At 72.4% G+C, this 18618-nt stretch carries 13 protein-coding genes; 6 read left to right on the top strand and 7 right to left on the bottom strand.

Annotated elements, in window-relative coordinates; translation table 11 throughout:
* Positions 1 to 26: 26 nt before the first annotated feature.
* The 5 genes from I5071_RS20330 to I5071_RS20310 all read right to left on the bottom strand — a co-directional run bounded on the left by I5071_RS20330 (position 27) and on the right by I5071_RS20310 (position 9946).
* Positions 27 to 5981: a SpvB/TcaC N-terminal domain-containing protein gene (locus I5071_RS20330; protein WP_236607150.1), complete on the bottom strand. Its 5955-nt coding sequence runs from the start codon at positions 5979 to 5981 to the stop codon at positions 27 to 29.
* 258 nt (positions 5982 to 6239) lie between these two features.
* Positions 6240 to 7916 carry a hypothetical protein gene (locus tag I5071_RS20325; protein WP_236607149.1) on the bottom strand — a complete coding sequence of 559 codons (1677 nt, stop codon included), beginning with the start codon at positions 7914 to 7916 and terminating at the stop codon, positions 6240 to 6242.
* 111 nt (positions 7917 to 8027) lie between these two features.
* Positions 8028 to 9065 (bottom strand): tetratricopeptide repeat protein, encoded by a 1038-nt coding sequence (locus tag I5071_RS20320; RefSeq protein ID WP_236607148.1) that lies wholly within the window; start codon positions 9063 to 9065, stop codon positions 8028 to 8030.
* A 66-nt stretch (positions 9066 to 9131) separates the two neighbouring features.
* Positions 9132 to 9512 carry a hypothetical protein gene (locus I5071_RS20315; protein ID WP_236607147.1) on the bottom strand — a complete coding sequence of 127 codons (381 nt, stop codon included), beginning with the start codon at positions 9510 to 9512 and terminating at the stop codon, positions 9132 to 9134.
* A complete protein-coding gene (locus I5071_RS20310) occupies positions 9509 to 9946 on the bottom strand; it encodes a hypothetical protein (RefSeq protein WP_236607146.1) in 438 nt (145 codons plus the stop codon). The genes I5071_RS20315 and I5071_RS20310 overlap by 4 nt, the downstream gene beginning before the upstream one ends.
* 193 nt (positions 9947 to 10139) lie before the next feature.
* Between I5071_RS20310 and I5071_RS20305 the strand changes: the two genes are divergently transcribed.
* On the top strand, positions 10140 to 11465 hold the full coding sequence (locus tag I5071_RS20305) for a hypothetical protein (protein WP_236607145.1): 1326 nt from the start codon (positions 10140 to 10142) through the stop codon (positions 11463 to 11465).
* Here the strand turns inward: I5071_RS20305 and I5071_RS20300 are convergent.
* On the bottom strand, positions 11462 to 12808 hold the full coding sequence (locus I5071_RS20300) for a DUF2252 domain-containing protein (RefSeq protein ID WP_236607144.1): 1347 nt from the start codon (positions 12806 to 12808) through the stop codon (positions 11462 to 11464). The genes I5071_RS20305 and I5071_RS20300 overlap by 4 nt on opposite strands.
* A 147-nt stretch (positions 12809 to 12955) precedes the next feature.
* Between I5071_RS20300 and I5071_RS20295 the strand changes: the two genes are divergently transcribed.
* From I5071_RS20295 to I5071_RS20285, 3 genes are read left to right on the top strand one after another with little or no spacing between them, the layout of a single operon-like run.
* Entirely contained in the window at positions 12956 to 14311 is a 1356-nt protein-coding gene (locus I5071_RS20295; RefSeq protein ID WP_236607143.1) for an aminopeptidase P N-terminal domain-containing protein, read from the top strand.
* 46 nt (positions 14312 to 14357) lie between these two features.
* Positions 14358 to 15011: a hypothetical protein gene (locus tag I5071_RS20290; protein WP_236607142.1), complete on the top strand. Its 654-nt coding sequence runs from the start codon at positions 14358 to 14360 to the stop codon at positions 15009 to 15011.
* Positions 15008 to 15571 carry a hypothetical protein gene (locus I5071_RS20285; RefSeq protein ID WP_236607141.1) on the top strand — a complete coding sequence of 188 codons (564 nt, stop codon included), beginning with the start codon at positions 15008 to 15010 and terminating at the stop codon, positions 15569 to 15571. Before I5071_RS20290 ends, I5071_RS20285 begins: the two co-directional genes overlap by 4 nt.
* 32 nt (positions 15572 to 15603) lie before the next feature.
* On the opposite strand, the gene I5071_RS20280 is transcribed toward I5071_RS20285, so the two are convergent.
* Positions 15604 to 16068, bottom strand: coding sequence for a hypothetical protein (locus tag I5071_RS20280; protein WP_236607140.1), 465 nt, complete (start codon positions 16066 to 16068; stop codon positions 15604 to 15606).
* 51 nt (positions 16069 to 16119) lie between these two features.
* Between I5071_RS20280 and argE the strand changes: the two genes are divergently transcribed.
* Complete coding sequence (gene argE / locus I5071_RS20275; RefSeq protein ID WP_236607139.1) at positions 16120 to 17277, top strand: acetylornithine deacetylase; 1158 nt, start codon at positions 16120 to 16122, stop codon at positions 17275 to 17277.
* Positions 17274 to 18617, top strand: coding sequence for an amino-acid N-acetyltransferase (argA, locus tag I5071_RS20270; protein WP_236607138.1), 1344 nt, complete (start codon positions 17274 to 17276; stop codon positions 18615 to 18617). Before argE ends, argA begins: the two co-directional genes overlap by 4 nt.
* Position 18618 lies beyond the last annotated feature (1 nt).

The following is an 18618-nucleotide window of genomic DNA, read 5'->3' as shown; positions in this document are numbered from 1 at the left end:
TGTGTGCCGCGCGAGCGGCGAGCGGGTCACTGCTGCGTGGGGTTCGAGTCGTTCGTCTCGACGGGGTCGTTCTCCATCTGCAGCTCGGTGCCGCCGCCCTGCTCGACGTCGGTCGTCGGCACCGGATTCGCGCCGCCGGGCGGCGTGTCCCACGCCTTGCCGAGCACCGCGCCGCCGAAGTCGGCGAGGAACCCCGTCGTCTCGGCGAGCACCGTCTGCACGGCCTCGCTCGCGCCCTCCCACAGGCCGAATGCCTCGCCTCCGACCGCGCCGACCGTGCCGACGGTCGACTGAAGGATCGCGGAGCCCATCGACGCGCCGCCCTTCATGCTCTGCCGGGCCTCGAGGGCGGTACCGCCGAGCGCCACCAGGCTCGAGACCACGGCGCCCGTCGTCGAGTCGTTCTGCGCGTAGTGGAACGCGAGCGAGACTGCGGCGTTCGTGACCGCGCGCATGAGCGGGCCGGCGTTGTCGGGCGCGACGGCGTTGAACGCCGACGTCAGCCGCTCGAACATCAGGCCGGTCGGGTCGATCGCGTTGATCGGGTTCGCCGAGACGTACCCGTAGCGGCCGATGCCCTCGAAGACGCGCACGACGTCGTCGGTCACGCTCTCGAACGCGGGATCTGCGCTCGACCAGCGGCCCGCGCGCGTGTCGAGGTAGCGCCACTCGAACGCCGAGAGACCGGTGCTCGCGTCGCGCTCCTGCCCCGTGAACCCGCGCTCGTCGACGAAGCCGTCGTCGGCGCGGATCTCGCCGAACGCGTGATAGCGACGGAGCCCGACGCGCTCACCCTCGCGCGTCGCCGCCGCGAGGCTGCCGAGGTGATCGTGGAAGAGCTGCACCGGCTCCGGCGCCGCCTCGTGCAGGAAGCGTCGCGCCGCGGCGTGGTGGCGCGACGCGCGGCTCGCCTGCTCGGCGCGCGCGAGCCACGCGTCGCCCGCGTCGACCTCGCCGTCGTCCGACGGGTCGCCGTAGATCGACACGCCCATCGCGGTGCTCTGCGCGCGCGCCACGCGATCGCGCTCGATGCGCGCGTAGACGCGGCTCACGCCGTCGCGCACCTCGAAGTCCGCGCCCGCGTAGATCGTCACCGCGCCGTCCTCGATCTTCGCCACGCGGCGCTGATCGGGGCCGTACGCGAACACGCCGCGCGGCTCGCCCTCGCGCGACGCCGACACGAGGCGCCCGAGGAAGTCCCACGCGAGCCCGAGCTCGCCGCGCTGCGTGAGGAAGCCCGCGACGTCGTGCTCCATCACGAGCTCACCCGCGCGCGACGCGACGCCGGGACGGTCGTACTCGTAGTCGCCCACGTGCGCGACGCTCGTCGCGCCGAGGCTGCTGACCGCGCTCAGCGTGTTGTCGATCGCGTCGTAGGTCCACGCGAGCGTCTCCGCGCGCTCGGTGCCCGCCTCGAGCTCCGCGCCGCGGAGGCGGTACCACGCGTCGTAGGCATATCGCGCGCTCGCGCTCGCGAAGCCCGAGGGCAGCTCGGCCCCGTCCTCGATGCCGAGGAGCAGCCCGTGGCGATCGCGGTCGTACGCGTAGTCCTGCATCGCGCCGCCGCTCGCATCGACGCTCGAGAGCCGCGCGAGGCGCATCAGCGCGTCGTACTCCATCGAGTCCTCGCTGCCGTCCGCGCGCACGATGCGCGCGACGAGCCCGCGCGCGTCGCGCTCGATGCGCTCGATCAGCCCGTCGATCCCGACGAGGCGCGACGCTCCGTCGAACCGGCGCGTCATCCGCTGTCCGTCGGGGAACACCGTCTCGACCGGGCGATCGACTCCGTCGAAGCGGGTACGCGTCTCGAAGCGCGCCGCGCCGAGCACGCGCGCCTCGTAGCCGACGCGCCCGCGCGCGTCGTAGCCCACGTGATCGAAGCCGCGCGCACCGCCGACGAGCTCCGCGAGCTCCGCGGGCAGCGGATAGCTCGCCTCGACGAGCTGAGCCGCCGCGTTCGTGCAGCGCGTCGCGTCGCACGTCTCGGGCAGGTCGTAGCGGTACTCGATGCGCGTCGCCTCGGGCTCGTCCGCGTCGAACGAGACGAGCGGTCGGTTCGCGCCGTCGTACTCGGTGCGCGCCGTGATCCCGCGCGCATCGGTGCGCGCGATCACGTTGCCCGCCGCGTCGTGCTCGAACGTGATGACGCCGGTGTTGGGATCCTCGATGCGCACCACGCGCCCGAGCAGATCCACGTCCTGACGCTTCACGTTGCCGAGCGCGTCGACGTAGCCCGCGAGGCTGCCCGCCGCGTCGTAGAAGAGGCGCGTCACCGCGCGCTCGAGGCCCGCTTCGGTGCGCAGCACGCGCTCGATCGCGATGGGGCGATCGAGCCCGTCGACGTGCACGGCGTCGGGCGTCCCGTGGTGCGGGCTCTCCGCGTCGCTGTCGTTCTCGTCGTGGGTGATCGTCGCGAGCGGGAGGTGCTCGGTCCGAACGATCGACGCGCTGCCATAGAGCGCCGCGTCGGGCATCGTGCGCAGGATCTCGCGCTGCGCGCCGTCGTACTGCACGTCGACGTGCGCGACGCCGGTCGGAGGCTCGAACGCGCACGCGCCGCTCGAGTCGGTGTAGGGCTGGTAGATGCGGACCTCGGCGCCGCGGCGGTTCAGCTCGGTGAAGCCGTTCACCATCCACTCGCCCTCGGCGATGCGCGTGCGCTCCAGGAACACGCGACCGCGTCCGTCCGCGCACTGCACGCTCTCGATGTCGAGCTCGCCGCCCGCCTCGCTGCGCTGGCGCACCACGATGCGGCTCGCGGGCGCGTCGAGCTCCCACGTGACCTCGAGCGTCGGGCGCTCGAGCGTGTCGCCGGGCTTCGCGATCGCGACCACCCGCGCGAACTCGTCGTAGGCGTAGTAGGTCGGGTTGCGCGGCGAGGTCGCGCCCGCTCCGTCGATCATCCACGCGGTCGACTCGACGACCTTGTCGAACGCCGGCTCGTACGCGTACTCCTGGCGCAGCCGATAGGGCTCGCCCTCGGGCGTCGCGACGTGGACCTCGACGCGCAGCACGCGCAGGCCCGCCGCGTCGTAGGTGTAGCTGCGGCGGTGCGCCGACTCGTCGTCGGGCGCGCCGAGCGGATCGAGCGTCGCGATCACGTTGCCGTGCGCGTCGTAGGCGTTGCGCTGGGTGTCGACCGTCTCGCCCTCGCGCACCATCGACGTGACGCGCGTCGGCATGCCCAGCTCGAGCGTGCCGTGCGCGAGGCCGACGAAGTCCGAGCCGTCGTAGTACGTGCGCTCCTCGGTCGCCGGCCCGCCCTCGCGCGCGAAGCGACGCACCGTGTGCGCGCGCCCCAGGATCCAGCGATCGCCGGTCGCGCGCCCCGGCTCGATCAGCTCGCGCACCTCGATGCGCTCGTCGCCGCTGCACTCGTCGCCGCACGCCGCGCCGAACGTCCCTTCGAGGTCCGCGTCGCACGCGCCGCACGCGACCGGCGACTCGGGCGCGCCCATGTGCGCGACGCCGTGCTCGGTCGTGCGGACGACCTGGCCGTAGCCGTTGCGCTCGTACTCCACGCGCGTCGTCGCCCACGCGTCGGGCTCCGCGCCCTCCTGGCGGATCGTCGTGACCGACGTCTCGCACGCGTGGTGCACCGCGAAGCGAAGACCGCTCGTCGGCACCTGCGCGACCTCGCAGTCGTCGTACTCGTGGCGCTCCTCGCTCAGCGGGCGGAGATCATCCCCGCTCAGCACGGCGCGACGCGAGAGCAGCCCCGTGAAGTACGGATCTTCGACGAGGTACTCCTCGATCGTCAGCGCGGGCTCCTGGCTGTCGCGCGACATCTCCGCGAGCAGTCGGCGCTCGACCCGCGCGAACCCGCGGAACGCCTTCTCGATGCCGTCGTAGAACCCGTCGCGGTACGTGCTCTCGATGACCTCGTGCAGGCCCTCGCCGTCGTCGCCGCCGGTCAGCGTGACCCAGGTGTCGGTGCGATCGACGACCTGCATCGCGTGGGGGAGCGTGTAGCGCCACGGCGTCTCGCTCGCGGCCTGGTGCGCGACGCTCGTGCCGTAGGTGATCTCGTGCACGAGCCCGAGCCCGTTCTCGAGCCGGCTCATGAGGTTCGGGCGGACCGGGAAGAGCTCGAGGAAGCGCACGCGGCCGTCCGCGCCGACCCACACCGGGTCCTGCGAGCCGCTGCCGTTCATGTCGGCGAAGAGCACGGTCGTCGTCGGCTCGCGCACCGGGAGACCACCGTCGACGTCGCCTGCGCCGATCGTCACGAAGGGATCGAAGCGCCCGGCGTTGCGGTTGATCGCGTAGCGCACGGTCGAGCCCTGCACGATCACGAGATCGTCGAGGCCGTCGCCGTTGAGGTCCTGGAGCTCGGTGTCGTTCATCGCCGAGTCCGAGCCGATCGACGGCCCCTCGACCGTCACCCAGTCACCCCAGCGGCCCCATCCGAGCGCGAGCCGGTAGCGCACCGTGCCCGCCTCGACGACGACCGGATCGAGCAGCCCGTCGCCGTTCATGTCCGCGAGCTGCAGGCGATCGCCGTCGAACACGCGACCGATCGGCTGCACCGCGAGCGCGGTGAACCCGCTGCCGGTGTTGAGCCACGCCTGCACGTCGGTGGCGCCGTTGGTGCGAAGGATGTCGATGCGGCGATCGCCGTTGAGATCGACGAAGCGCGTGCGCACCGGATCGCTGTCGCCGTCGCCCGCGACGCCGTCGTCCTCGAGCGTGAAGCCCTGCTCGCTCAGCACGCCGCAGCCCGAGGTCGTCCAGTCGCCGCTCGCGTGGTTGCAGCGCACCTGCGCGGTGCGTGCGTTGACGAGATCCGCGAAGCCGTCGCCGTTGACGTCGAGGATCTTCACGTAGGGCTGCGAGAGCTCGAAGCCGCTGCGCGAGGTCGTCGTGCTGTCGACGCTCGCGGAGTCGAAGCGCGCGCGCCCCGCGCCCTCGAGCACGTTCACGTAGAAGCGGTGCGGCCCGGTGCGCGAGCTGTCGACGAGATCGGGCAGCGCGTCGCCGTTGATGTCGACGAGCGTCGCGTCGCCGGTGCCGATGCCCGCGGCGCCCGAGAGCGTGCCCATGTCGACGACGAACGGGCGATCGCAGCGCGCCTCGCCGCAGACGCCGCCGAGCGAGCGCGAGTACCCGAAGCGATGCGCCACCGGGTACACGCCGCCGTCACGACCGATCTGCTCGACGGTGCGGACGCGCGAGAACCCGCCGCTGTCGGCCATGTCCTCGTAGGTCAGTCGGTACGCGCGGATCGCCTCGCCGCGCGAGCGCACGCGCACCAGCCACAGCCGCTCGGTGATGCGCTCCTCGAAGCCGGGCTGCGCGTCGCTGATCGGATCGGGGCGCGCCTCGTACTCGAGCTCGATCGCGTAGCGCGGCGTCGCCGAGCCCGCCTCGAACACCCAGCCCACGCGCCGCAGCAGCGGCGTGACGCCGGTCTTCTCGTACTCGTAGCGGATCGAGTGGCCGTGCACGTCGACCATCTCGACGAGCAGGTAACGGAACGTGTCGCCGTCCTGCGCCTCGAGCCGCGCCTCGTGCACCAACGTCCCGGCGGCGGTCGCGCCGAAATAGCCGATGCGTCCGTCGGGGTACTCCGCCGTCCAGTAGCCCGCCGACCCGTCGCCGACGGCGCGCCACGTGTAGCGCACGAACCCGCGCTCGAAGCGCGCGCGATAGACCGCGGTGTCGCCGCTGCGCGAGACGCGCACGAGCTGCTCCGCGCCGTCCGCCGCGAACTCGTCGTCCGCCACGTAGCGCGGCAGGCCGCGCAGCGTGAGCCGCTCGATCGAGGGCACGCGCATCGACCACCCGACCCCGAGCAGCCCCGCGCCCGCGCTCGAGCTGTAGGAGAGCGCGAGCTCGGGCGTCATGCCCTCGTAGCCCTGCGGAGCCTCGATCGGGATCGAGTAGCTCATCGCGCCCATGTTGCCGTCGACCGAGACGTTGTCGCCGATGCCCTCGATCGACCCCGGGCCGTCGGGGAGCACCACGCGATCGTCGGACACGCCCGTCTGCGCGCGCGCTGGAGCGCTCACGCATGCCAGCGAGAGCGCGAGCGCAGCGAGCGCTGCGCCCCGCGTTCTCGTTCGTCGATGAAGCTCGCACCCGTCGTTCACGGCACACCTCCGTGCCGGCGACTGGTGCGATGCCCGTGCCCCGCGGCGCGCCGTCGCAGCGCGCGATCACGACGCGCTCGCGACGTGTCGAACGTTCGTCACCACCCTCGCGCGCGTCGACGGCCCGACGCGCGCGAGGACGATCGCTCAGCGGGCGCTCGGCGCGGTGCAGCTGCCCGACACGCAGCCGAGACCCTCGGCGCAGTCGAAGCTCGTCGCGCAGGGCTGCCCGGCGCGCTGGGGCGCGCAGACGCCGTCGACGCACTCCATGCGACCGCAGCAGTCGCTCGTCTCGACGCAGCGCTCGGCCGCGGTCACGCAGCACTCGGGCGCGGTCGAGCCGACCTCGGGGATGCGGCACACCAGGCCGCCGCAGCACTGCGACGACTCGGGGTTGCACGCGACGGTCTCGCGCTGGCACTCCGACGCGTCACGGCACGCGCCCGCGATGCACACGAGGTCGTCGCAGCAGTCGCTGTCGTTGAGGCAGAGCACGTCCTCGCCGCCGCACTGGCACTCGCCGTCCTCGCACAGCATCGCGCCGCAGCAGTCGGTCGAGTCGACGCACGCGGTGCCGCCCTGCGCGCAGCACGCGGTCGACGCGCCCGCTTCGGTGCTGCGATTGCCGCACGCGAGCCCGTCGCAGCACTCGCCGCTCATCGAGCACGACTCGCCCTGGTCCTTGCACATCGGGCCCTCGGGCTGGCAGAGGAAGCTCTGGCAGGTGAGCCCGTCGCAGCACTCGCTGCTGTCGATGCAGAACGAGTTCATCCGGCCGCACTGACACGTGCCGTCGCGGCACTGCATGAAGCCGCAGCAGTCGAGCGAATTCTCGCACTCCTGGTCCTGACCGACGCAGCAGCGCGGAAGGAGCGGCGCCGGGCGACAGACCGCGCCGTTGCAGCACTGCTGGCTCGGAAGGAGACCGCCGAGCACGCAGCTGAGGCTCGGGCCCTGACAGGTCGTGCAGTCGCCGAACTCGCAGTTGAGCGCGCCACCGCAGCTGCCCTCGGTGCCGCCGGTGTCGCAGCACATCTGCATGTCGCGACCGCAGTCGGAGGGAATCGCCTCGCACTGGTTCGTGGTGCGGTTGCAGATCAGGTCGGGATCGCACTGGCCGCGCGCGCAGCACGGCGCGCCGTCGAAGCCGCAGTCGTCGGGGCGCAGGCACGTGCCGCCGACGCAGCGCAGCGCGCCTTCGCACTGATCGCCACCGGGCATGCCGCGATCGTCGCAGCACGCGCGATCGATGCTGCCGCACGCGGTCGCGGGATCGACGTTGGTGCAGGTCCCGCCGACGCACACGAGCGAGCCGTTGCAGCCGGCAATGCCATCGCAGCACGCCTGGCCGGCGTCGCCGCAGCCGCCGCAGGTGCCGCCGCTGCACACGAGGCCGGAGCGACACGTGAACATGTCGCAGCAGTCGCCGCCCGCGCCGCCGCAGGTCTCCTCGCCGGGGAGATCGGTCTCCGGGCTCACGCAGATCCCGGCGCGTGAACAGACGAGCCCCGTGCAGCAGTCGCTGGACCCGGTGCAGGCTCCCGTGCGCGGCGTGCAGCACGCGCCGCCCTCGCACGAGAGGCCGCGACAGCAATCGGCCGCCGAGTCGCAGCTCGGACCGCCGGGCTGGATGCAGCAGCGATCGCCGCTCCCGCAGCGGAGGCCGAGCTCGCAGGTGCGCCCCGCGCAGCACGCGTTGCCCCCGCTGCCGCACACCGTGTCGGTGGGCACCTCGCCGTCGGGGCGCGTGATCGATCCGTCGCGTGTACCGCCGTCGCGGCCGTTGTCGTCGTCGTTGCCGGTGGCACAGCCGGCGGCGGACACGGCGAGGAGGAGAGCGAGCGATGCGAGGACTGCGGAAAGAAAAGAGCGAGACGTCACGAGGCCGACGTTATCACGCGCTCCTCTTGCGACGGAAACGCGCGGCGTGCGCGATCACGCGCGGGCGATCGGGCGGGCGCTCGGTGCCGAGGGGTCGGGCATGCCGAAGAAGCGGCGGGCGATGCGCGGGAGCCAGCCGGTGCGCTTCCGAACGGGCTCGCTCGGCGCGATCGCGCGGCGCGTCTCGTCGCCGATCGGATCGATGCGATCGAGCGTCGAGAGCAGATCGTCGAGGTGCGCGTCGGCGAGCTCGGGACGCGAGATGCCGGCCTCGCGCATCTGGTCCTCGATGCGTCCGAGCAGCGCGACCAGCGTGGTGTCGTCGAGGTTGCGCGCCAGCGCGTGCTCGACGATCGGGAGCGCCTCGAGAAGTGCCCCGCGATCCGCGAGCATCGTGCCGAGCAGCCGCGCGGGCTCGCTCCAGTCGGGCGCGAGCGCGATCGCGCGGCGCAGCGCGTCTTCGGCGCGCGCGTCCTCGTGCCGGGCGCGGCGAGCGCGCGCCTCGACGACCAGCACGTCCGCATCCTCCTCGCGCCCGAGCGCCGTCGCGATCACCTCGAGCGCCTCGGCCTCGCGATCGTCGTCGAGCAGCGCCTGCGCGAGCAGCGCGGGCTCTTCGTGCTCGGGATCGTCGCGGAATCGTGCGAGGCGCGCGTCGAGCGCGACGCGTCGCTCGTGGCGTCGCACCAGCTCGCGCGTCGCGTCGTCGGTCGCGCCCGCGGCGATCGCGCGCCGTGCCACCTCGGCCGCGCGCTCCTCGCGGCCGCGCATCGAGAGCACCATCGCGAGCCAGCGCAGCGGCTCGGCCCACTCCGGTGCCTTCTTCGCGGCCCGCGTGAGCACGAGCTGCGCGAACGTGAGCTGTCCCGTGCGCACCGCGGCCACGCCGCAGCCGAGCAGCAGATCGACGTCGTCGGGATCGGCCGCGAGCGCCGCGTCGACGATCTCGAGCGCGTCGTGGGTGCGTCCCGCCGACACCAGCTCGAGCGCGAGCAGCGCGGGCTCCTCCGAGTCGGGTCGGCTGCGGAACCGCAGCACCCTCACGTCGAGCTGATGATCGAGCGTGCCCTCGAAGCTCGCGCCTGCGTCCATGACCGACTGCCTCCCGATGAGCCCCGGGTATGCAGCCGGTCGATCTCGCCCTCCAAAATTTCCGCGTTACTCGGCCGGCGGCCCACCGGGGTTCGTCGCCCAGTCGCAGTCGACGATCTCGTCGGGATAGAACCCGCGCGCCATCACGAGCAGGCTGCCCGAGTCGGGGCAGGTGACCGTGAGCCCGGGGCAGCGACCGCACATCGGGCCGTCGTCGTTCTCCCCGATCTGCACGTCCCACGTGCACTCGTCCTCGTCGAGCGTGCCGTCGCACACGCGCAGCACGGGATCGGGCGTGGTCTCGCACGAGCCGACGCCGAGGCAGCCGCACGAGACGAACACCGGCTCGCCCGGTGTGCAGTCGGTGGTGCCCACCTTGTTCCCGCGGCACCCCGCGACGAGCGGCATCGCGGCGATCGCGATCGCGAGCAGGACGTTGCGCGTCATGAGGAGCCTCCTGCGTCGGTGCTCGGCGTGCCGGCGTCGCGCAGCGTGAGCGGCGGGCGCTCGTCCACGCGCCAGTCGCACGTGAACGCGCTGCTGCTGCCGCTGTAGCCCTTGAGCGTGACCGTGATGTGGCCGGACTCCGGGCAGACCATCTGCACGATCGGGCACGTCGAGAAGCAGAGCTCGGTCGAGTCGTCGCTCTGCGCGATGAACGAGCCCTCGACGCACGACGCGACCGGCGTGTCGCCGTCGCAGATCTGCAGCCACGGATCGCCGCTGCACTCGCCGATCGAGCACGCCTGGTTGCAGCCGACCCAGATGTGCGCGCCCGGCGTGCAGTCGACCGTCTCCTCACCGCGCGATGGCTTGCAGCCCATGATCGCGAGGGCTGCGCCGACGAGCGCGAGCGCGAGCGAGCGACGAAGCAGGACCATGCGGCCACGTTACCACGCGACCGCGGGCGAACGCGCGATCGGTGCGCGTCGATCGGCCGCGCGTATGCTTCGCCCCGTGCGTGCACCGATCGAGCGAGCCCGAGAACGAATCGAGCAGTGGATCGACGCACGCGCTGCGGCTCGCCTCGCGAGGGGCGACGCGCGGCGCGAGGCGTCGGCGAGAGAGGAGAAGTTGCGCCGGGCGCTCGGCTCGGGCGAGGTGCGCGAGGCGATCGGCGAGGCCGCGTCCCTCGGGCAGATCGCCCATGACGAGCACGCCGCGATGCTCGTGCACGTGGCGCGCGCCGCGCGCGACGAGGTGCTCGCGCGCGCCGGCGTGAGCCCGCTCGCCGCCGATGCGGGCGTGGTGATCGCGGGGGTGCCGCGCACGCTCGGGGCGCTGCTGCACGACGCGCTCGCCCATCCCGACCCGCGCCAGCGCACCGTCGCGCTCGACGCGATCGAGGAGCGGGCCTCGCAGGATCGAGCCCGCATGCTCGAGGCGCGCGACGAGGCCGACGCGCTCGCCGCGAAGGTGCGCGCGCGCGGTCCGAAGAGCGCGGACGAGCCGCCCGACGATCTCAACGAGCGCGCCCAGCGCTTCCTCGACGCGACCGACGACGCGATGCACGAAGCGCTCGCGCGCGCCGCGCACGCGACCGGCGCGCCTCGCCCGCAGACCGTGCTCGATGCGCTCGGCGTGCTCCGCGCGCCGGCGCTCGACGTGACGGTCGCGCCTGCGGGACGCGGTCGTCGCCTCGGCGCGGGGCTCGCTCCGCTCGGGCTCGACGCGCCGCTCTCGCGCGTGCGTCTGGTCTCGTCGCACGCCGAGCTCGATCCCGCGGCACACGTGATCGCGAGCGATCCGCCGCGCCGGGTCGACGTCGTGCCCTCCGCGCTCGAGCTCGGCGTCACGTCGGAGCTCGCGCTGACCGCCGCCCTCGGTGAGGCGCTCGCGTCGGCGCTCGTCGCGCCGGCGTTGCCCGCCGCGATCCGTCGCGCATGGCCGGGATCGGTCGGCCGGGGCCTCGGCGCGCTGCTCGCGTCGCTGCACGCCGATCCGCTGTTCGTCCAGCGCGTCCGACGGCTCGAGGGAAGCGCCGCGAACGCGTCGCGCCGCGGCGCGCTGGCGATCGTGCTCGGTCGCGCGCGCACCCTCGTCGCGAGCCGGCTCTCCGAGCGTGCGTCGTCGGATCGCGAGCGGCGTGATCGCGGCGCCGGGCTCGTCGCGCGCGCGCTCGGCGTGCGCGAGCCGTCGACCGCATCGTGGCTCTCCGCGCCGGTCGTGCTCGACCCCGCTGCGCGCGATGCCGACCTTCGTGCGGCTCTGCTCGCGCCCGCGCTCGCGGCGGCGCTGCGCGAGCGCTTCGACGAGGACTGGTTCCGCAACCCGCGTGCGGCCGAGCCCCTGCGCGCGGCTGCGGGACGCGGAGCGACGCTGTCGATCGAGGCGTGGGGAGGCGAGCTCGGCGCGGGGGTCGAGAGCGGTCTCGCGCGGCTGGTCGAGCTCGCACGTTAGGCGTCGCGCGATTCCAATCGGCCGGAGCGCACCGCGGCCTCGAGCGTCGCGTGGTCGCGCTCGGTCTGGTCGGCGTAGGCAGCGGCGAACGCGGCCATCGAGGTCTCGAAACGGTCGCTTCTTCCGAGATATCCGCTGAGGATCGCAGCATCGCCGGCGCGTGCATGAGCGCGCGCCAGGCAGCGCCCGCAGAGCTCCGCGTAGCGCTCGAGCGCGCCCGGCCTCGCATTCTCCAATGGAATGGAGAGCTTCATGTCGCGCAGCTGGCGCACGTAGTAGTCGCGCCCGCTGCGCGTCTTCGTCCAGCCGAGGAGCACGTCGCTCGCCGACTGCATCGAGCGCTGTCCGACCACCACGCGCTGCCCTTGGTGCGTGTACGCGCTCGCGCCGGCGTAGGGCTCGAGCACCGAGCGCGCAGCTTCTTTGAGCTGCAGGACCAGCGGCTCCTCGTCGGCCGTCGCGAAGAGCGCGATCCAGCAGCGCGTCCCGACGCTCCCGATGCCCACGACCTCGCGCGCGACGTCCTCGAGCCGATGCCGATCGAGCAGCATGCGGCGCTCGGCGGGGAGCGACGCGCGGTATGCCGCGAGCCCCTCGCGCACTCGCGCCTCGGCCTCGCCGTCCGTGACGTGCTCGATCAGCGGGGGATCGTCGACGAAGCGGAGCGCACCGCCGATGCGCGTCGTGAGCTTGGGGAAGAGCGCCTCGACCACGCGCTTCTGCGCGCTCGCCGCGAGCTCCTCGCGACGGCGTCGCGACGCCGCGTGGGGCGCCTCGGCGATCAGCGTCTCGGCATCGAGCCGCGAGTACCAGACCTCGAGCGGGCTCATCCGAGCGCACGCGGCGACGTGCTCGCGATACGCGCGCACGCTCGCCATCGTGACGTCGCGCGCCCTCGCATCGGACAGCCCGAGCGCGCGCGCCGCGACCTCGGCGCTCGCGGCCAGCCGCGCGACGTCCCACTCCCACGGCGCCGGCAGCGTCTCGTCGAAGTCGTTCACGTCGAACACGAGCTGCCGCTCGGGCGTCGCGAACAGACCGAAGTTCATCACGTGACAGTCGCCGCACGCCTGCACGCGCACGCCGGAGCTCGGGATCGTCGCGAGGTCGTGCGCCATCACCGCCGCCGCGCCGCGCAGGAACGCGAACGGGGTGCGCTGCATGCGCCCGTATCGGATCGGCACGAGCTCGGGCAGCCGCCCCGCGCTCGAGCGCTCCAGGATCGCGATCGGATCGCGCTCCGCGATCGGACGCTTCCATGCGGCCCACGTGCTCCGCGGGACGCGCTCGCGCAGCGCCTTGCCCATCGCGATCCGCTCGGCGCGCGGCAGGAGCGGCGGCATGGTGTCACGCGCGTCACGAGCCGGGCTCGCCTTCGTACGGAGGCTTCTCGTCGCCACGTGTGTCTCCTCGCACGCATGTAGTTCCGGGCGGCTCTGCCCAGCATCTCGGCTGATGCCCTGCGCGCCGGCCCATGCCATTCTCGCGCGATGCCCCCGGAGTCCCCGCTCGCGTTCGCCCCCGCCCTGACCACCGAGCTCGCCGAACGGCGTCGCGTGGTGATGGAGCGCTTCGGCGCCGGGGTCGTCGTGCTCACGTCCGCGCCGGTCCACGTGCGCAACCACGACGTCGAGCACCCGTATCGGCAGGACTCCGACTTCTTCTATCTCACCGGCCTCGACGAGCCCGAGTCGGTCGCGGTGATCACGAACCGCCACGCCGAGCATCGCTACGTGCTCTTCGTGCGCCCGCGCGATCCCGAGCGCGAGACGTGGGACGGACCGCGCATCGGCGTCGACGGCGCGGTGAAGCAGCTCGGCGCGGACGCGGCGTTCCCGATCTCCGAGCTCGCCGAGCGCCTGCCCGGCTATCTCGCGAACGCGCCGCGCATGCTCTACGCGCTCGGTCGTGATCCCTCGATGGACACGCGCGTGCTCGCCGCGCTGCACCTCACGCGGCGCCGCCAGCGCATGGGCGTGCTCGCGCCGACCGAGATCGTCGATCCGAGCGCGCACGTGCACCCGATGCGCCTCTTCAAGAGCGCGCTCGAGCTCGACGCGATGAGCCGCGCGATCGAGGCGACGCGCGAAGGGCACGCGGCGGCGATGCGCGTCGCGAAGCCCGGTGCGTTCGAGTACGAGGTCGAGGCCGAGCTCGTCCGCGCGTTCCGCCGCCACGGGTGCGAGCGCCCGGCGTACGAGCCCATCGTCGGCTCGGGCCCCAACGCGACGATCCTCCACTACCGCAAGAACGATCGGCGGATGGAGGAGAACGATCTCCTGCTGATCGATGCAGGCGCGGAGTGGGGCTACCAGAGCGCCGACGTCACGCGCACGTTCCCGGTGAGCGGTCGCTTCACCAAGCCGCAGCGGGCGGTCTACGACGTGGTGCTGCGCGCGCAGGAGCTCGCGATCGCGGCGGTGCGCCCGGGCGCGACGGTCGAGGACGTGCACCGCATCACGGTGCGCGCGATCACCGAGGGCATGATCGAGATCGGTCTGATCGAGGGGCCGCTCGAGGATGCGATCGAGAAGGAGCGCTACAAGGCGTTCTACATGCACCGCACGTCGCACTGGCTCGGCATGGACGTGCACGACGTGGGCTCGTACTTCGTCTACGAGGGCGAGGGCCCGTCGACGCGCCCCCGCGGGATGGAAGCGGGCGCGGTGCTCACGATCGAGCCCGGGATCTACGTCGCGAAGGACGCGAAGGCGCCGAGCGAGTACCTCGGCATCGGCGTGCGCATCGAGGACGACGTGCTCGTGACCGAGGGCGGGAGCCGCAACCTGACCGCGGCGATCCCGAAGAAGGCGGACGAGCTCGAGCGAATCCTCGCATCGCGCTGAGCGTTGGGGCGGCGTGGACGTCGTCTGCCCGCGCTGCACCGCTCGCGTGTCTTCCACCGGGCTCGACCTGATCGCGACGTGCGCGAGCTGCGGCGTGCGGTTCGCGTCGGCTCAGCTCGTCGCGCGTGATCCCACGGTCCGACACCGTCGGCCCGCGTGGATCGTGGTCCAGCGCGAAGGAGCCGCCGCTCCGCGCGCCGGCTATCGCGATCACGCGCAGGTGCGTCGAGGCACGCTGCGCGTCCTCGGTCGTCGCGAGTGGCTTCCCTTCGTTCTCGTCTCGCCCATCGTGCTGCTGCTGAATGCGCTCACGTTGCGCGCGCTCCTCGCGTCGCGGTTCGAGTCGGGACTGCCACATGCGCTCGTCGGGCTCGCGCTGCTCGTGGCGATCGGGGTGATGCTCGCGCGCCGACTGCGGATCACGATCGACGGCTCCTCGCTGACCGCTTCCGTGTGGCCCTCCCTGTGGCGCTCGGGCCGGCGCCTCGACGTCGGCGAGCTCCGCACGATCTCCGTCGTGCGCCCCCCGCAGCTCCTGGGCTCGTCATCTCATGCCGCGCCGACCTACACGCTCTTCGCCGAGCTCTCGGGGGCCACGGTCGTGCTCGCGACGGGCTTCACCACGGCGGACGAAGCGCTCTACGTGGCACAGACGATCGAAGACCACGTGGGCATCCGCGAGGAGACGACGGAGCGATGACCCATCCGCGCCCCGACACGATCACGGTGGAGATCGGTCCGCCGCTGCCGGCCGGGACCGGCGCGTACCGCGCGCGCGCGAGACCCTGGCGCACGCTCCGGATCACGCGACGATGGCGCGACGCGGGCTCGTGGTTCGTGTTGTTCTTCGCGATCCTCTGGAACGGATTCCTCGCGCGGTTCTTCACGCTCGCCCATTTCGGGGAGGACTGGCTGGGAGCGCTCTGCGTGAGCCCGTTCGTCGCGGTCGGCGTCTGGCTCGCCTACTTCGTGCCCGCTCATCTCGTGAACCGCACCACGATCACGATCGAGGGCTCGACGCTCTCCGTCGCCCACGCGCCGCTGCCGTGGCCGGGGGGCCGAGCGATCGAGCTCGATCGGCTGCGCCGAATCTTCGTGCGCGAGCAACCCGACGCGGCCGGCGGCAGCGTTCACTCGCTCTACGCCGACGTCGACGGAGCCGAGCTCCGGCTCATCGCGAACATCCCGCCCGAGCAGGCGCTCTATCTCGCGCAGGTGCTCTCGGGCGACTTCGACCGATCCGACGAACGTCCGGCGTGATCAGCACGGCCGCGCCGACGAGCTCGCGCGCGTCAGAACGAGCCACGGACTGCGACGCCCACGAGCTCGGGTGATGCGACCGGCGCGATCACGACGGGTTGCTCTTCGGGCCCGGGCAGCGCGAGGCCCGTGATCCAGAGCGCGAGGCCTGCACACTGCGTGAGCAGCACGGACGCTTGGAAGATCACCCAACCGTCCTGCCAGTCGAGCACGGCCATGCCGATGATCGGACCGACCACCGGGATCTGCATCAAGCCCAGGAGGTCGCTCTCGGCGCCGCCGAACGAGAGCACCAGCCCGAAGCCCGCATTGGGGAGCCAGCTCGTCACGAACACGCTCACTCCGGTGATCGTCAGCGCCCGCTTCGGCTCGAGCTCGATGGGCGGAGGTCGATAGGGCTCGATCGACTGTGCGACGAGCGCCGCCGGATGGGCGAGCGCGGAGAGCAAGAGCAACGACGCGAGCGCGAGGGCTGGGCTCCGAGACGCGGTGCGCACACATCGACGATAGCGCAGCGGGGCGCTGCATTTCTGCTAGATCCGCGCGCGATGTCGTCGTTGCTCCTCACGCAGATCGGCGAGCTCATCGCCACGCCCTCCGTCAGCTCCGTTCGTCCGGAATTCGACATGGGCAATCGCGCCGTCATCGATCGCCTCGCGACGTGGCTCGACGACGAAGGCTTCTCCGTCGAGGTGATGGAGGTCGACGCGCACGGCGGCGGGCCGAAGGCGAACCTCATCGCGACGCGCGGTCGCGGGCCGGGCGGGCTCGTGCTCGCGGGCCACACCGACACCGTGCCCTTCGACGAGGGGAAGTGGTCGAGCGATCCGTTCCGCGCGACCGAGCGCGACGGGAAGCTCTACGGCCTCGGCACCAGCGACATGAAGTCGTTCCTCGCGATCGCGATCGAAGCGGCGCGACGCACCCGTGATCTCCCGCAGCACGCGCCGCTCACGATCCTCGCGACCGCCGACGAGGAGTGCGGCATGTCGGGCGCGCGCGCGCTGCTCGCGGCGCAGAAGCCGGGCGGCAGCGCAGCGGTGATCGGTGAGCCGACCGGCCTGCGCCCGGTGCGCATGCACAAGGGCGTCTCGATGGAGTTCCTGCGCCTCCTCGGGCGCAGCGGGCACTCGAGCGATCCCTCGCTCGGCGCCAGCGCGCTCGAGGGCATGCGCCGCGCGATGAACGCGATGATCGCGATGCGCGAGCAGCTCGAGGCGTCGCACCGGCGTGACGATCTGAGGCCGCCGACCACCACGATGAACCTCGGCAACATCCAGGGCGGCGACAACCCGAACCGCATCTGCGCGCACTGCGAGCTGCAGTTCGATCTGCGCGTCCTGCCCGGCATGGACGACGCGATCGTGCGCCGCGATCTCCACGCCGCGATCCGGCACGCGATCGCCGGGCTCGGGCTCACGATGGAAGCGGGCCCGCTCCACGATCCGATCCCGCCCTTCGAGACCCCGGCGAGCGCGGCGATCGTGCGCGCAGCGGAGCAGCTCACCGGGCATGCGGCGGGCGCGGTGTCGTTCGGCACCGAGGCGCCGTTCCTCTCGAAGCTCGGGCTCGAGACGATCGTGCTCGGCCCCGGCGACATCGACGTCGCGCACCAGCCCGACGAGTACCTCGGGCTCGATCGCATCGAGCCCTGCATCGACCTCCTCACGAAGCTGATCGCGAAGATGTGCGGAGGTGCGTCGTGAACGGTCAGGCGCCGAGCTCGTTCGTCGACTTCTTCCGCCTCTCCGCGCCGTACATCCACGCGCACCGCGGGCGCACCTTCGTCGTGATGTTCGGCGGCGAGGCGGTCGTCGACTCGTCGTTCCCGAACCTGATCCACGACGTCGCGCTGATGCACGCGCTCGGCGTGCGGGTCGTGCTGGTGCACGGCAGCAAGCCGCAGATCGAGGAGCGCATGCGCGAGCGCAACCTGCGCCCACGCTTCCACAAGGGCATGCGGGTCACCGACCCCGCGACGATGCGCTGCGTGGAGGACGCGGTCGGGAACATCCGCATGCGCATCGAGGGGCTGCTCTCGATGGGCCTTCCGAGCTCGCCGATGGCGCACTCGCGCATCCGCGTCGCGTCGGGCAACTTCGTCGTCGCGCGTCCGCGCGGCGTGCGTGACGGCGTCGACTACCAGCTCACCGGCGGCGTGCGGCGCATCGACGTCGAGGGCGTGAAGATGCGCCTCGACTCGGGCGCGATCGTGCTGCTCTCGCCGCTCGGCTATTCGCCGGCGGGCGAGGCGTACAACCTCTCGTCGCACGAGGTCGCGGCGAGCGCGGCAGTCGCGCTCGGGGCCGACAAGCTCGTGCAGCTCGTCGAGGGCCGCGGGGTCGTCGATCGCCGCAAGCGCCTCATCCCGCAGCTCGGCCCGGTCGAGGCCGAAGAGCTCGTCGAGGGCGGCAAGCACCTGCACCCCGACACCATCAAGCACCTCGCCGCGGCGGCTCGCGCGTGTCGCGAGGGCGTGCGGCGCACCCACCTCGTCGAGCGGCAGCTCGACGGCGCGCTCCTGCAGGAGCTCTTCACGCGTGAAGGTCGCGGCACGCTGGTGACCGCCGAGCGCTACGAGGACATGCGCGGCGCGCGCATCGACGACATCCCCGGCATGCTCGAGCTGCTGCGTCCACTCGAGGAAGCGGGGATCCTCGTGCGCCGCAGCCGCGAGACGCTCGAGAACGAGATCGACCGTTTCACCGTCGTCGAGCGTGACGGAATGATCATCGGATGCGCCGGGCTCGAGGCCTTTCCCGACGAGAAGACCGGCGAGCTCTACTGTCTCGCGGTCGACGGTCGTTATCGCGAGAAGGGCCGCGGCGAGGCGATCGTCGAGTACACCGCGCAGAAGGCGCGCGCGATGGGCCTCGAGACGCTCTTCGTGCTCACCACGCAGACGACCGACTGGTTCCGCGAGCGCGGCTTCCAGCCCGCCGGCGTGCGCGCGCTGCCCGAGGCACGGCGCGCGCGCTACGACCGCAAGCGACGCTCGAAGGTGCTCGTCCGCGACCTCTCCGAAGAGCTGATCGAAGACGACTGAT

The organism is Sandaracinus amylolyticus (assembly GCF_021631985.1).
In the GTDB taxonomy this organism is placed as follows: domain Bacteria; phylum Myxococcota_A; class Polyangia; order Polyangiales; family Sandaracinaceae; genus Sandaracinus; species Sandaracinus amylolyticus_A.
This window is presented reverse-complemented; position numbering and strand designations above follow the sequence as displayed.